The 13,883-nt window shown below is 57.4% G+C and carries 16 protein-coding genes; 9 read left to right on the top strand and 7 right to left on the bottom strand.

The genetic code is table 11. The features are described 5' to 3' along the window. Positions 1–229: 229 nt before the first annotated feature. A complete protein-coding gene (locus tag CKW29_RS05440; protein ID WP_095147297.1) occupies positions 230–964 on the bottom strand; it encodes a thioesterase II family protein in 735 nt (244 codons plus the stop codon). A 71-nt stretch (positions 965–1,035) separates the two neighbouring features. Beyond that, entirely contained in the window at positions 1,036–2,208 is a 1,173-nt protein-coding gene (locus CKW29_RS05435) for an MFS transporter (protein WP_095147296.1), read from the bottom strand. A 138-nt stretch (positions 2,209–2,346) separates the two neighbouring features. Between CKW29_RS05435 and CKW29_RS05430 the strand changes: the two genes are divergently transcribed. The 5 genes from CKW29_RS05430 (at position 2,347) to CKW29_RS05410 (ending at position 8,233) form a co-directional block, all read left to right on the top strand. Continuing rightward, a complete protein-coding gene (locus tag CKW29_RS05430; RefSeq protein ID WP_095147295.1) occupies positions 2,347–2,949 on the top strand; it encodes a TetR/AcrR family transcriptional regulator in 603 nt (200 codons plus the stop codon). A gap of 54 nt (positions 2,950–3,003) precedes the next feature. Further along, positions 3,004–3,477, top strand: coding sequence for a cysteine hydrolase family protein (locus CKW29_RS05425; protein WP_095147294.1), 474 nt, complete (start codon positions 3,004–3,006; stop codon positions 3,475–3,477). A 1,312-nt stretch (positions 3,478–4,789) separates the two neighbouring features. Then, complete coding sequence (locus CKW29_RS05420) at positions 4,790–6,958, top strand: colicin-like pore-forming protein (RefSeq protein ID WP_095148027.1); 2,169 nt, start codon at positions 4,790–4,792, stop codon at positions 6,956–6,958. Positions 6,959–7,076: 118 nt separating this feature from the next. After that, positions 7,077–7,640 carry a hypothetical protein gene (locus CKW29_RS05415; protein ID WP_095147292.1) on the top strand — a complete coding sequence of 188 codons (564 nt, stop codon included), beginning with the start codon at positions 7,077–7,079 and terminating at the stop codon, positions 7,638–7,640. Positions 7,641–7,825: 185 nt separating this feature from the next. Further along, on the top strand, positions 7,826–8,233 hold the full coding sequence (locus CKW29_RS05410) for a hypothetical protein (protein ID WP_095148026.1): 408 nt from the start codon (positions 7,826–7,828) through the stop codon (positions 8,231–8,233). Between the two features lies 1 nt (position 8,234). On the opposite strand, the gene CKW29_RS05405 is transcribed toward CKW29_RS05410, so the two are convergent. After that, the gene (locus tag CKW29_RS05405) at positions 8,235–9,221 is read right to left on the bottom strand and encodes a GlxA family transcriptional regulator (protein ID WP_095147290.1); all 987 of its coding nucleotides are present in this window, start codon (positions 9,219–9,221) and stop codon (positions 8,235–8,237) included. 109 nt (positions 9,222–9,330) lie between these two features. Here CKW29_RS05405 and inhA point away from each other — a divergent pair, with 109 nt between their 5' ends. Next, on the top strand, positions 9,331–10,023 hold the full coding sequence (inhA, locus tag CKW29_RS05400; protein ID WP_095147289.1) for an isonitrile hydratase: 693 nt from the start codon (positions 9,331–9,333) through the stop codon (positions 10,021–10,023). Here inhA and CKW29_RS05395 read toward each other — a convergent pair. Next, positions 10,020–10,352 (bottom strand): antibiotic biosynthesis monooxygenase, encoded by a 333-nt coding sequence (locus CKW29_RS05395; RefSeq protein WP_095147308.1) that lies wholly within the window; start codon positions 10,350–10,352, stop codon positions 10,020–10,022. The genes inhA and CKW29_RS05395 overlap by 4 nt on opposite strands. Here CKW29_RS05395 and CKW29_RS05390 point away from each other — a divergent pair. Next, positions 10,273–10,482, top strand: a complete 210-nt coding sequence (locus tag CKW29_RS05390) for a hypothetical protein (protein WP_256577105.1) — start codon at positions 10,273–10,275, stop codon at positions 10,480–10,482. The two genes, CKW29_RS05395 and CKW29_RS05390, sit on opposite strands and share 80 nt — an antisense overlap. A 364-nt stretch (positions 10,483–10,846) precedes the next feature. Here CKW29_RS05390 and CKW29_RS05385 read toward each other — a convergent pair whose 3' ends face one another. Continuing rightward, positions 10,847–11,305 carry an SRPBCC family protein gene (locus CKW29_RS05385; RefSeq protein ID WP_095147288.1) on the bottom strand — a complete coding sequence of 153 codons (459 nt, stop codon included), beginning with the start codon at positions 11,303–11,305 and terminating at the stop codon, positions 10,847–10,849. Positions 11,306–11,477: 172 nt separating this feature from the next. On the opposite strand from CKW29_RS05385, the gene CKW29_RS05380 reads away from it, so the two are divergent. Next, positions 11,478–11,879: a GFA family protein gene (locus CKW29_RS05380; RefSeq protein ID WP_095148025.1), complete on the top strand. Its 402-nt coding sequence runs from the start codon at positions 11,478–11,480 to the stop codon at positions 11,877–11,879. Between the two features lie 71 nt (positions 11,880–11,950). Further along, the gene (locus tag CKW29_RS05375) at positions 11,951–12,352 is read left to right on the top strand and encodes a lysozyme inhibitor LprI family protein (protein WP_095148024.1); all 402 of its coding nucleotides are present in this window, start codon (positions 11,951–11,953) and stop codon (positions 12,350–12,352) included. A gap of 66 nt (positions 12,353–12,418) precedes the next feature. Here CKW29_RS05375 and peaD read toward each other — a convergent pair whose 3' ends face one another. After that, positions 12,419–13,537, bottom strand: coding sequence for a quinohemoprotein amine dehydrogenase subunit beta (gene peaD / locus CKW29_RS05370; RefSeq protein ID WP_095147286.1), 1,119 nt, complete (start codon positions 13,535–13,537; stop codon positions 12,419–12,421). Positions 13,538–13,559: 22 nt separating this feature from the next. Then, positions 13,560–13,883, bottom strand: a complete 324-nt coding sequence (qhpC, locus tag CKW29_RS05365) for a quinohemoprotein amine dehydrogenase subunit gamma (protein WP_095147285.1) — start codon at positions 13,881–13,883, stop codon at positions 13,560–13,562.

Here is a 13,883-nt window from a genome sequence, read left to right as displayed (position 1 = left end):
TTCTCAGCATCCGGATCAGTAAGCAGGAAGCACAAAGGCACGTGATCCCTATAAAACGAATGCAGACAGGAAAAATTAACGAATGAGAACAACTATCAAAGAAGGGCGAAAAAGCGAGAAATCAAAGACCCGGCGAGCCTCTGTGGGAGCTGGCTTACCAGCGAACGCGGTGCATCAGGCACTCCGCGGTGCAACCTTCGCCAGCAAGCCGGCTCCCACAGGCAAAGGGCTAACCCACCGCTACCCTGGCATGGCGCCGATGATGGATTTCCAGGTGATTCTTTACCGCGCGCAGCACCCTGGCTTCTTGCTCATGAATGAAGAAGTGCCCGCCTGCGAGCATGTCCAGCGAGAAGCTACCCAGGGTTTCCTTGCTCCAGCCGATCAATTGTTCGGGGGTAGCGCGGTCGTTCTTGCCACCGAACACGTGGACCGGGCACTTGAGCAGCGGGCGTTCGACAGGAGCAAAACGCCCGCACAACAGAAAGTCGGCGCGCAGGATGGGCAGGGTCAGGCTCATCAGCTCTTCGTTGCCCAGCACCTCTTCGCTGGTGCCTTGCAGGCTGCGTAGCTGCTCGATCAATTGGGCGTCGGTCCTGGGCTCGGCGAAGCCACGGTCATAGTCCGAGCGCAAGGTCGGTGCGGCCGTCCCGGAGGCAAACAGCGCCACCGGTTCCGGCGTGCCCAGGGTGCGCAAGGCATGGGCCATTTCACAGGCCAGCAAGGCACCCAGGCTATGACCGAACAAGGCATAAGGCGCCTTCAGGGTCGCGCGTTGTTCGCGGGCCAATTGCAGTGCCAGCGCACGCATGTCGGTCTGCAACGGCTCGTCGAACCGCGCGCCGCGTCCCGGCAGCTCCACCGGCCTGACCTGCACCCAGTCCGGCAGCGTACGCCGCCAGCGGCTGTAGAACATGGCGCTGGCGCCCGAATAAGGCAGGCACAGCAATGTCAGCTGGGTCACCGCATTTCCCTCACATACAGGTTGTCTGTAAGGGGAACGGATGATGCCCGGAGCAAATTAGTCGCAACCGCTCAGGCCAGTCGGCGAAAGCTCTGCACCGCCGCACCCAGCACCACGACACCGGCCGCAATCGCCAGCCAGAAACCGCTGCGGGCGCCAAAGGCATCCACCAGCCAGCCGGAACCCGCCGCGCCGATGGCCACGCCAATACTCAGGCCGGTGACCAGCCAGGTCAGGCCTTCGGTGAGTTTGGCCGGCGGTACGATGCGCTCCACCAAGGCCATGGCCACAATCAGCGTCGGAGCAAAAAACAGTCCGGAAACAAACATCGCCAGCGCCAGCCCGAAGATATTGCTCGCCAGCAGCAACGGCAGCGTGGTCACCGCGGTCGCCACCCCGCCATACAGAAACAGGCGCGGCAGCGGTACGTCGAATTTCAACGCCCCGAACGCCAGGCCGGCCAGGCACGAACCGATGGCGTACACCGAAAGCACGATACTCGCCGCCGCCGGCTGCCCCTGCTGCTGAGCGAAGGCCACGCTGACCACGTCGATCACCCCCACGATGGTACCCAGGGCGATCATCAGCAGGATCAGCAAGCGCACTTCCAGCGAAGCAATGGCCGAGCCTGGCTGCTCCCGATCATGGGGGTGAATGGCTGGCTCGGTGCTGCGTTGCAGCACGAACGCCGTCACGCCGATGGCCAGCGCCAGCAACGCCGCCAACGGCCCGGCCTCGGGAAAGACCACCACGCACAAGCCCACCGACAGCGGCGGGCCGACGATAAAGCACACCTCATCGAGCACCGACTCCAGCGCATAGGCGGTTTGCAACTCGGGTTGACCACGATAGATCTCGGTCCATCGCGCCCGCACCATCGCCGACATGCTCGGCATGCAACCGGCCAGCGCGGCGAACACAAACAGCGTCCACTGGGGGGCCTGCAGACGGGTGCACAGCAACAGTAATAACAATGCACCGCCGCCGACCAACGCCGCGACGGGCAGCACCCGGCCCTGACCGAAGCGGTCGACCATCCGTGACACCTGCGGCGCGCAAAACGCCGTGGCCAGGGCGAAGGTCGCCGCCACCGAGCCGGCCAGCGTGTAACCGCCCTGTAACTGCGCGAGCATGGTGATCAGGCCGATGCCAGTCATGGAGATCGGCATGCGCGCGAGCATCCCGGCCAGCACAAAGGCCCGGCTGCCCGGGGCCTTGAATAACACCGAATAGGGGTTTGCCATCGGGGGTCTTGCCTCTCCTTGGGGGGTGCAACTTGCCATAAAGCCTCCGTGCATTAAAATCACATACGACACGTATGTCTGAAATCATGCAAACATACGCCGCGTATGTCAAACCGCAAGATCGTTTCGAGGGACACCATGGACCAGCAACCACGCGCCAAAATGATCGAGCAAACCCGCGCCAAACTGATCACCAGTGCCCGCCATGCCTTCGGCACCCAAGGCTATGGCAATACCTCAATGGACGACTTCACCGCCCAGGTCGGCCTGACGCGCGGTGCCCTGTATCACCATTTCGGCGACAAAAAGGGCTTGCTGGCGGCGGTGGTCGCGCAGATCGACAGTGAAATGGACGCCCGCCTCGACGCCATCTCGGCCAGTGCCGGCGACCCATGGAGCGGGTTCTGCCAGCGTTGCACGGCCTATTTGTACATGGCCCAGGAACATGAGATCCAGCGCATCCTGTTGCTGGACGCCCCCGCCGTGCTGGGGGACCTGACGTTGAGCCTGCAACTCGACTGTGTAGCAACCCTGAGGCGTTTGCTTGAACACTTGATGGAACATCACTTCATCACCCCCGCCCCACCCGAGGCCCTGGCGCGCCTGATCAATGGCAGCCTGGTACAGGCGGCGCTGTGGATCGCACGCGACGAAGCCCCGGCAGAGCGATTGCACGAAGCGTTACAGGGGCTGGAGGTGTTGTTGCGGGGGTTGCGCAACCATGCGCCCGTGGGCAAGTGACCCGCGCCAAGGCAAACTACCCCGCCAAGCCAGCCGACTCGTCAAGGCAATCCCATGCGCCAGGTGCTGTTGATCATTGATGTGCAACCCTCGTTCAGCCCGCCGGCCTGGCTGATCAGCGGTATCAACAATCTGTTAGGAAGCTTGCCGTCGGTGGCCACCGTCGAACGTCACGACGAAAGCCGGACCCCCTTCGCCCGCCAGCTCGGCTGGACGCCGGCCCCGGACGACGACAGCCTGGTCGCCGCCGACAAAATCTTCATCAAGCACGGCTACGCCCCCACGCCTGAAACCATTGCCTACCTGAAAGACCTGGCCCCGGAGCGAGTGCTGGTGTGCGGCATCCAGACCGATACCTGCGTCCTGGCGGCGGGCTTCGCCCTGTTCGATGCCGGTCTGCAACCGACGCTGATCAGCGACCTGACCCTGGGCTCATCCTTGGATCGCTCCGGCAAACTGGGTACCGATTTGTGGCGGCATCACTTCAAGCATGTGGTGAGCAGCGCCGAAATTTCATCGTTCCAATAGGAAAATGGGTAACCGACTAAGAGCGATTTCACAGGCCTGCCGGGATCACAGTCTTTTTGATTCGACGGTTCGGCCCGGAGTTCAGCTGTAAGAATCGGAGCAGCTGGGACTCGCCGGATCGGTAAGCCGTTAACGTCCGAACGGCAACGTTTCCGACAATTGAAGCAAAAGAATCGGTGGTTCAGACTGGATAACGACATCTTGAAAAAGCTACCGCCTTCTTCGCCCACGAACTGAAGTGGCCTGCTGCTTGGTGCAGCAACTGCAACAGTAGACTTGTACATGACGCAAGTCTGTCGACTACTGAGCATAAGTCGCTCCGGTTCTACGAGACTGACAAGCCTGCTGAGACTTCAGTATTGAGCCCGGGCACAGTTCAGCTCAACGCGTCGTATGCGACAAGTGGTGACTGCTATACAGCTGTCCGTTGCGTAAGTCTGTGCGCGCCAAGGACATGAAAACAGGTCGTTGTAACATCCACCGTTTGATAGGCGTCAACGACCAACGTTCAGCCTCAAACCGCACGTTTGTGCATACCATCGAGAGCAAACACCACCTGCCGATTGGCATCACGGCAATCAAAACGCGAGTGTGAGTGACGGAACGTTGCTCGCACGTCCCGACATGCAATAGGGCACGAACCGAAAGGGCAACTGTTGAAACATTCAGTGAGGGGGCACTGCATCCTGAGCTTGAAATTGAGCAGATAGGGCAACACGACTACGCCAACGATGCCGAAGAGAGACATGACATTACCGAATACATCGTAAATGTTTTAAATAACGGATGTCTTCGCTCAAAACCAGAGTATCTGTCATGTACCGTTTGCGAATAGATAATGACGTCGAGATTACCAATCAAAGGCTCCAGCATTCATTGACCACGGCAGTGCTCAAGCACAGCAGTCGCATACTAACTTATCAATCCTCCAGCAGAATCCCGCCAAATGGTTTTGGGATCCTCTCACGGTTCTGTGTGCCACTCTCAACCTCATTGGCCAAACTCACGTTCATCCCCCGTGCCCTACTCTTAGTTCCTACACAAACCTCGCTCACAAGGATTGATCCGACTGCGTTTTCAGGTTGCACGTAGGAAGAACTCGGGGCTAGCCTTTTCTGTTTACAAAAATATCAACGTTCGGATCATCTGACGCACACCGATGACTTAACGCGCACATAGCACCTCACACAGAACAGTGAACTTAAACCGAAATCCTTACACCAAAATAAATAAATCTCTAAATTCAACTTTTCAAAGAAACGCATTCAAAACGCTTAAGCAAAACGCCAATCACACCCAAGGAAGGTTAACAATGAACGAAACATGGATCATTAAAACACCTGTCGTCATCACACCATACAATGAACAACCCATTGGCAACAATCATGGTGGTGGATACATTAACAGTAACGGCGAATGGGGTCCCTCAGACAGGCCCCGTCGTGGTGAAGGCGGTGCATCAACTAAACATGACACAAGAAATGAACCCGCAAGCAAGGTACTGTCTGAAGAGTACGCCTCCAGCCAGAAAATTATTGAAGCCGAGACTAAGGCACGCTTAAACGGACTTTCAAACGTCGTTGAGGAACAATTACAAGCCGCGAGACAAGCAGCCAAGCGGGCGCAGCCACTATCTTCAAGCGATGCCGCAAGCATAGACCAAGCTGTAATACTCGACATGATCAGCACAAAACACAACAACTATGTAAATCTCATTCCAGAGGCCTATGCCTTGTATGGGCACAATCCCTTCTTTCTTATGAGAGAACTGACATACAAAAAATTTACGGACGCGCTAAAAGACTTTAAACATGATAGCTCCACGCTGATAAACGCCTTCGCATTCCTAGACAAAACCTACGGTTCTGCGCAGGAACTCAAGATCCTCTCTTTGAGCATGAAAATCTTAAGCAGGCAACTGGATAGTCTGGCCATTAAACGAAACGAGACGGAGGCTGTTTCAGCGGGCAACGAGGCCACATGGAAGACTTCCTTAAACAACAGACTATCGACGATCAACCAGGAAAAAGACATCCACATCCAACTGCTTCCGACCTTTCTCCAGCAGGAAGTTTCTGCCGCAACAGAATCTATTCAAGGGATCTCTCCAGTCCCGGCACTCTCTCATCATAAAACCGTACTGGATGCGATGATTGCAAGCAAACAAGCTTCTGCAGGAGGCTATGCTAGAGCCAACCCGAATATCACGTCGCCGCTCAGCAAGCCAGAACTTGAGGCTTTGAACAACCTCGTAAAGCTACAGGCAACCCGCCAACTGGGGCAGCGATGGGCGGACTACCATGCGTCACTGCTGAACACAGAGTCAGCCAAACACCTGTCCGAAACGTCTGACGCTTTGGGGAGGTTGCTTGTCCGTGCGCAAGAGATTGCCGCACAGCAGGCACAAATACCGCTATCACCGGAAGAAGAAACCTGGGCAGCAATACGTAACTGGTCCATTAAATATGATGCACGACGCAACTCAATTACTAACCAACACAACATTGACAAGTCCACAATTGAACAGAGATTAAAATCTGAAATTGACGCCGCTGCCGCCATCGATCAGCCGGTTTCGACTTCAATGGAGTTTGTCGACGGGGTTATTTCCTTCTACAACAGAATGATAGAAAAACGACGAGTCGAAGCCCAACCTTACCAGGAAATTCTGAGCAAGTACCCATATACTGACTTCAAACACTCCAACCTCAAAGATTTCCTTGAGCGCTCCCGTGACAACAACCTTTCTCCTGACATTTCTTTCGAGGAAGAACTATCAGCCATCAACGCAGCTTACAGAGATGACGTGCTATTGGATGAAATAAAAAACCTGCAAGCTCGACTACCTGCGTTGTACACAGTGAAGGCACAACTCGACCCTACCGCCGAAGCCCTGGATTTAAACAGTGCACTGAATTTTGCAAGCGAGGTGAACAAAGAGATACTCACCCGATACGGCACCAAACTCGGAACTGTCACTCAAGACCTACAAAAAAATATTACAGGCAAAAAAATCAGAAGCTATCACCAAGCACTTGAAACATTCGAGAAAATCATAATCAATCCAAAACTAAAACTAACCCAGAAAGATACAGCGGCGATTGAAAGTGCATTGAGAGCACTGGATGCAAAAACATTTTCCGACAATGTGAAACGGCTAGGAAAAGCCTTTGGTGTGGTGGGCCTATCGATTCAAGGCTACAACGTCACCAATAAAGCGATAGCCGGATTCAAAACCGGCAACTGGAACCCGTTTCTACTTGAACTTGAAAGTATTGCAGTGGGTGCGGCTGCAGGTACTGTTGTAGGGCCAGTTGCAGGAGCGATAATGGCGACCCTCCTTAGTTTGCTAATGGCGCCGTGGCTTGCTACATCCGCAGCCGTCATAGCAGGGGCCATTTCAATGGCGGCTGCATCCGCCTATTTTAGCCCTGGAAAAGTTGACGAAATCAACAACATTATTTATGACTCTCTCCAATAACAACCCACCTCAACTGTAAAACACAAGAGCTTCTATCATCGATAGCTTATAACGAAACACACAGCTTAGTCCGCCTTCAATGGCTGGCTAAGCCTTACTTGTTAAAAAAGGAACTCAAATGAAAGCCTTCAATCCAGCATCAAAGCACACGAAATTAATTTTCATACTTGTCACCACCAGTATTTTACCGATCTTCATATTTGCAACCTTCATTCCACCCTATGCAAATAGCTCATCTTACGCCGCACTTGAAGACATCATCGACCTTCATCTTTTTGACAAGGTAGGTGCCTGGTCCTCTCTTTTCCCATTTACGGCAAAAGTCATCAGCAACTACATCAACCTAGCAGTCCCTTTCTTTACTCTACTGATATTGACATTTATACAAAAAGCACCACCCCCACCCACCATCAACCTCCAAAATCTCTCATTAAGAAAGTACCTATTTGTTGTGGTCAGCCTTCCTTTTCTTGACTGGTTTTTCATCTATCAGAGCTATTTTTCGTTCACCAATTTCGCCACTCACAACCTGAAATTCAGAATATTCGGACAACACATTGTGTTTTTTTCATTCATGTCTTCAATACTTATGCTGAATCTTTACATTTTTGCCTTCCTCAACTACGCAGCCTTCTACCTGATACCTCATAACTACCTAAAAAACAAAATCAACCGTCACTAAGCATTTACTAACTCTTGGTTCCATAGTGTTACAAATACTGAACAACACAACCTGCCACCATTGGTACCAATGGTCATTACACTCCAGAAATATGCGGTTGCATGCCAGTCACTGCCCTCATAAGATCGATCCTTCAACGGGTACAGCGGAGCTGTGCAACAAAAACCCGAATTCAAGGACCCCGAATGAGCCAATACATCCATCGCAGCATCGACACACCACCGCGCACCGGCCTGACCCGGGACCAACTCTGGGAAGCCGAAGACAAAGGCCTGATCAAATGCTGGGAAATCGGCCGCGAACGCGCCGCCAGGTTTCCCGAGCTGGCCCAGCGCTGCCTGGCCGGTGAACTTCCGGTATTGGGCTGGAAAGGTGGCGTCAGTCGCAGCCTGAAAAAGCGCGAAAAGTACGGTTCCCTCAAATACCTCGCCCAATGGCAGGGCCTGCGCGGCGAGTCCCTGGATGTCGACCTGACCCAGGAACACCCATTGACCTGCTCCAGAACCCTGATGGTCGTGACGTTTACCCCGGACCGCTCGAAGTACATCAATGAGATGACGGAAATGGAAACCCAGGAGCCAGAGGCCGTCTGACTCAGGCCTCCTCCCCCACGCTCTCGCGCGAAAACCGCTCCCGATACGCCTGCGGTGTCACCCCCATGGCCCGCAAGAAACTGCGGCGCAGGGTTTCTTCGCTGCCAAAGCCACATTGCGTTGCGATCCGCTTGATCGGCACGACCGTATCGCTCAGCAGGCGGCGGGCGGTTTCGACGCGGATCTGCTCGATGGCCCGCGCCGGGGTCTGGCCGGTGTCGGCGCGGTAGTGGCGGATGAAACTGCGTTCGCTCATGCCGGCTTGCAGCGCCAGCGCCGGTAGGCCGAGGTCCAGGGTGAGGTGTTCGGCGATCCAGGCGTGCAGTTCGTCAAACCGACTACCTTGCCGCTGCAGGTCCAGGGTGACGCTGAACTGCGATTGACCGCCCGGGCGCTTGAGGAACACCACCAGTTGCCGCGCCACGTCCAGCGCCATGGTCCGCCCCAGGTCCGCTTCCACCAGCGCCAGCGAGAGGTCGATGCCGGCCGTGACCCCGGCCGAGGTCCAGACCGGGCCGTCGTTGATGAAAATCGGATTGGGCTCGACCCGCAGGCGCGGATACTGCTGCGCCAGTTGCTCGCAACGCGTCCAGTGCGTGACCACCCGACGGCCGTCGAGCCAGCCGCTGGCGGCCAGCAAAAACGCCCCCGTGCACACCGACGCCACGCGCCGCGACACCGCCGCCTGCTGGCGCACCCAATGCACCAGGCCGCTGTCTTGCGTCGCCGCGTATATCCCCCAGCCACCGGCGATGATCAGGGTGTCAGAGGGTTGCTCCGGCAAGGGTTCGGCGAGCATGGCCAACCCCGCCGAAGACCGCACCGCCCCGCCCCCGGCGGCAATCACCGTCGGCGCATAAGGTGGCGGCAACCCTTGCTGGGCGGCGATGTCATTGGCCGTGGCAAACACCTGCAACGGCCCGGTGACATCCAGCAATTGCACATTGGCGAAGGCCAGCACATGAATGGTTTTCGGCGAGTTCGACATGATTGGCGTGATTCGAGGGCTTATTGGCGCATACGCCAAATCCTACGGGCTTACAGTCAAACCGTCCACCCACGCAGGGTGAGTGTGTGCAGACCCAGGAGAGAGCGTCATGACGTTGCAGATTGGTTTTCTGTTGTTCCCTAACGTGCAGCAACTGGACCTGACCGGTCCCTACGATGTACTGGCGTCGCTGCCGGACGTGAAGGTGCATCTGATCTGGAAAGACCTGATCCCCGTGACGGCCAGTACTGGTCTGATCCTCAAGCCGACCACCACCTTCGATGACTGCCCGGACCTGGATGTGATTTGCATCCCAGGTGGCAGCGGCGTCGGCCCGTTGATGGAAGACCCGCAGACCCTGGCGTTCATTCAGGCCAAGGCCGCCAAGGTGCGCTACATCACCTCGGTATGCACCGGGGCCCTGGTACTCGGCGCCGCCGGGTTGCTCAAGGGCAAGCGAGCGACCACTCACTGGGCGTATCACGACTTGTTGGGCCTGCTAGGGGCGATTGCAGTGAAGGACCGGGTGGTTCGCGACGGCAATCTGCTGACCGGTGGCGGGATCACGGCCGGCATCGACTTTGCCCTGACGCTGGCAGCCGAGTTGTATGGCGACGACGTCGCGCAGTTGCTGCAGTTGCAACTCGAATACGCACCAGCCCCCCCCTTCAGCTCGGGCGACCCGCTCACCGCGCCCGGGCGTGTACTGGAACAAGCCCAACAGCGAGTGGCCGATGCGTTGCATCAACGCCGGCAGATCACCGAGCGCGCCGCGGCCAGGCTCGACAAAGCCCTGGCCTAAGCGTGACTGGCGTGTCGGTCATTGGCCACGAATGAGCTGACTGTGCCATCGCCATAGGCCCGCTCCACCCTGGAGATCACCACCTGATAGCCCGCGTACCACTTGCGGTATTGACGCTTGGCCTCCAGGTGGCGCGGGTGAGTGGCGAAGGCGCGGATCGAGGCTTCGTCCTGCCAGTAGTCACTGGCGTTGACCAGTTCGCCATCGGCCGAACACCAGGACTGGGTGCCGACAAACCCCGGAAGGCTGATGGCAACTTCGTCAATCAGCGCGCTCAAGCGCTTGAATTCTTCGTCCCGTTGCCTGGATTTGCAGATGAGCGGCGTGATGGTGACCAGCGCCGAACCCTTCGCCACTACCGAACATGTCCCCCACGCATTGCGCGTCGCGATGGGTTCGATCGGCATGGCACCACTCGAGCAGGCCCTGGAGATGCTGCGGGAGGTGGTCGAGGTGTGAAGCGGCTTTATCGCGCCCATAAAAAAACCCGCCGAAGCGGGTTTTCAAGACCATGACGACATCCTGTCGCTGCGTTCCTTGCATATGGCCGATCATCCATGACCCTGAGTACATCCTGTGCTCAGTTGATGGAGCAAGAATACGCTTGGGATCCAAAGCGCAATAGACGACATAGTTAGCATTGCGTGTAAGACATTCGCTATAGAAACATTGCGAAAAAACTTGCCGCCAGCTGTCCTCCAGCGCCGCTGGCCGCTGGAAACACACCGGATCGATTGCAAAAGATGGGTTCACGCCGAAAGAGGGTATCGGGGTCGCGAAGACGCGACCCCATTGATAACGGGTAATGCCGCGTGCGGGGGCATCAGTGGGTGGCAAGGTACGTCTCGATGTTGTTCATTTGCTCATCCCAGCCACGGCTATCCATGCGGAACGCCTTGAGGCGACGCTCTGCCGGGATGTTGTCGAAACCTGACTCAATGACCCGCAGCAACGTGCCGCCGTCCATGTCTTCGAGTTCGAACAACACCAGGGTGGTGGGTTCCGAGGAATAATCCACCGCAGGCTCCACGGCATAAGGATGCCAGCGAAACGCAAGCACCCGCTCCGGCTCGACCCTCATCACCTCCACGTCCCAGACCAGATGCTCATAGCCCGGGTAAGTGATTTGCCCCTGGGTACGCTCGCCCGCCACGAAACGCTTGCCGCCCAGTGCGACGCCAAACCACTGGCCAAAGGACTCGGCATTGGCCAGGGCCCGCCAGACTTTCGAGCGTGGAACCCTGAGCAGGATCTTTCTTTCGATGCGATCTGATGTGTGCATAGGGCACCTCCTTTGATGAACACTAGGCGCGGACGCCCGAACGGGCAATCCTGCCGATGCATCCAACACTTACGACTCGCCCCGGCGATCATCGTTCAGCGTGGGGCAACGCCCGGTTATCGGTGCTAACGTGGGCTTTCGACCGTTCGTCAGCCGCGTAAGGGAAGACACCATGAGCACACTCCACGGCAGTTGCCTGTGCAAGGCCATCGCCTATGAACTCGACCGCCTCGACATGCCCGTCAGTCACTGCCATTGCCACACCTGCCGCAAGGCGCATGGGGCTGCGTTCGCCTCGACGGCCGGGGTCATGCGTGAGCATTTTCGCTGGACCAGGGGGCAGGAGCGGCTGACTTCGTTCGAGTCATCCCCCGGCAAGCTGCGGCATTTTTGCTCGCGCTGCGGCTCACAGCTGATGGCCGAACGCCCGGCCCAAGCCCATGTGATTGTGCGGGTGGCCACCCTGGATGATGACCCGGGCGTGACGCCACAGGCGCATATCTGGACCGCTCACGATGTGCCGTGGCTGGCGTATCAAGGGATCCCTGAGTGCGCGCAGTGGCAGCCGACCTGAAGCTTGCGCAGACCTGGCGAGTGTTCTTCAATCACCACCACTCAATATCCCGACTTCAAGCGAGCCCTCCCATGCGCCTACCGTGTTTACTGGCCCTTGCCCCCCTGCTGCTGGCCTCCGGCGCCCAGGCTGAAGACTGCGCCAACGCCGTCGACCAGCGCACGATGAACGCGTGCGCCGCCAAGGACTACCAGAGCGCCGACAAGCAGCTCAACAGCCTCTACAAGCAGATCAATGAACGCCTGAAGGACAACCCCGAAAGCAAAAAGCTGCTGGTGGGTGCACAACGCGCCTGGGTTGCGTTTCGTGATGCCGAGTGCGGGTTCTCTGCCTCTGGGGTGGCCGGTGGCAGTGTCTACCCGCTGATCCACAGCAATTGCCTGGCCGAGCAGACCAAGGCGCGGGTGGCGGTGCTCAAGACCTACCTCGAGTGCCAGGAAGGCGACCTCGGCTGCCCGGTGCCCGGGGCTTGATACCGGGCTGGCGGTGAGAACCTCCTCGTGGGCCAGCCTGTTCCTTGTGGGAACTAGCCGGTCCCGTTACCGGACAAACACCTGCGCCGTGGTGATCGCCATGTCGCCACCCGGCAGCTTGATGGTGCCGATCTGCTTCATGGTCTCGGAATCAAAGATCGCCACATCGTTGAAAGTCCCGGCCAGGTAAATCTTGCTGCCGTCCTTGTTGAAGGAAATGCAGTAGTAGGAGTGATCCAGGGTCGCTGCCTGAATCAGCTTCTTCTGCTTGATGTCGTACTTGGCCAGGCGGTTGAGCACGCCGAACATCAGGTTCGGGTCCTTGGGCGAGCGCATGCCGCTGAAGTAGATTTCCGTCAGGGGACCAAAATCGGTGGTCTCGGTCTTGCCGGTTTTCAGGTCGATGCTGAACAGCCCGTAGAGGTACTCGGCCGTGGCCGGATCCTGTTTCTTGTCCTGGAATTTCGCCGCGGTGTAGAGCAGCGAGAAGTCATGGCGGTAGGTCTGCTGGTTCCACACATAGAGCACGTCCGGCGCGCTGTAGTTAGGGCGTTTCCAGTGACGACTGGGGATCAGCACGTCGAACTTGCCGGTCTTCACATCGACCTTGTAGACGTCCGCACCGGCCACGTACAGCGTGCCATCATCACCGCTCTGCATGATGGTCAGCTGACGCGGTGCGGGGAAGCTGCGCACAGGCTTGGCGTTCAGGCCGGCGTCGGTGGCATAGACATCCAGCCGTGGCGCCTGCACTTCATAACGGTCGTTGAGCATCCGCGTCGGATTGGCGACGGTGTACAGCTCCTTGCCGTCGTGGCTGACGGTAAAGGCGAACATCGAGCGCGCCTTCTCCCCCGGTTGCTGGGAGATGCTGGCGTGGAATACCTGCTTGCAGGTGTCCAGTTCAATGCCGTAGACGTCGGCGTAGTGATTGTTCAGCACGTAGGCGGTCTTGCGGTCCGGCGACAGCTGAACGGTCCCGGGGCCGAACGCGTCCGGCAGCTTGCAGGTCTTGTACAGGCTGTCGGTTTTCAGGTCGATCAGGTGCAGGTTGTTCGGGTAATTGGTGGTCACCATGTATTCGTGACCGGCGTTGAGCGCCAGGTTTTCATCGGCCAGGACACTGAGCGAACAGGCGCTCAGGACGGCGAAAGCGGCCAGGCCGCAGGCTTGGGTGCGAAGCATGCTGGAATCCTTCTCTGTCCGGTTAATTGTCTTTAGGAAAGACGGTGCCGAGGTTGCGCCAGTTGTCGTTGGACGCCTGGGCGTCCTTGTTCCAGTCCGGATAGGTGCTCATCATGTCCGGCACCTGGGCCGGCCACCAGCACGGGTCGGAACAGCCATAGAGGTCAGCCTCCATTGGCTGGCACAGCGACGACACACCGCCAAAGGCGTCGATCTCCCAACCCGGGTCGGTGGTCGAGGCGCAGCCGGCGACTGAACTCATCGCCACCACCTCTTCGATGCGGTTTTCAGCCGCGGCCTGCTCGAGCTTCTGGGCTTTGTTATTGATTGCCTTGAGATGTTTCAT

Source organism: Pseudomonas sp. Irchel s3a18, assembly GCF_900187535.1.
Classification (GTDB): domain Bacteria; phylum Pseudomonadota; class Gammaproteobacteria; order Pseudomonadales; family Pseudomonadaceae; genus Aquipseudomonas.
Note: the sequence above shows the minus strand (reverse complement) of the source record. Positions and strands in the feature narration are given on the sequence as shown.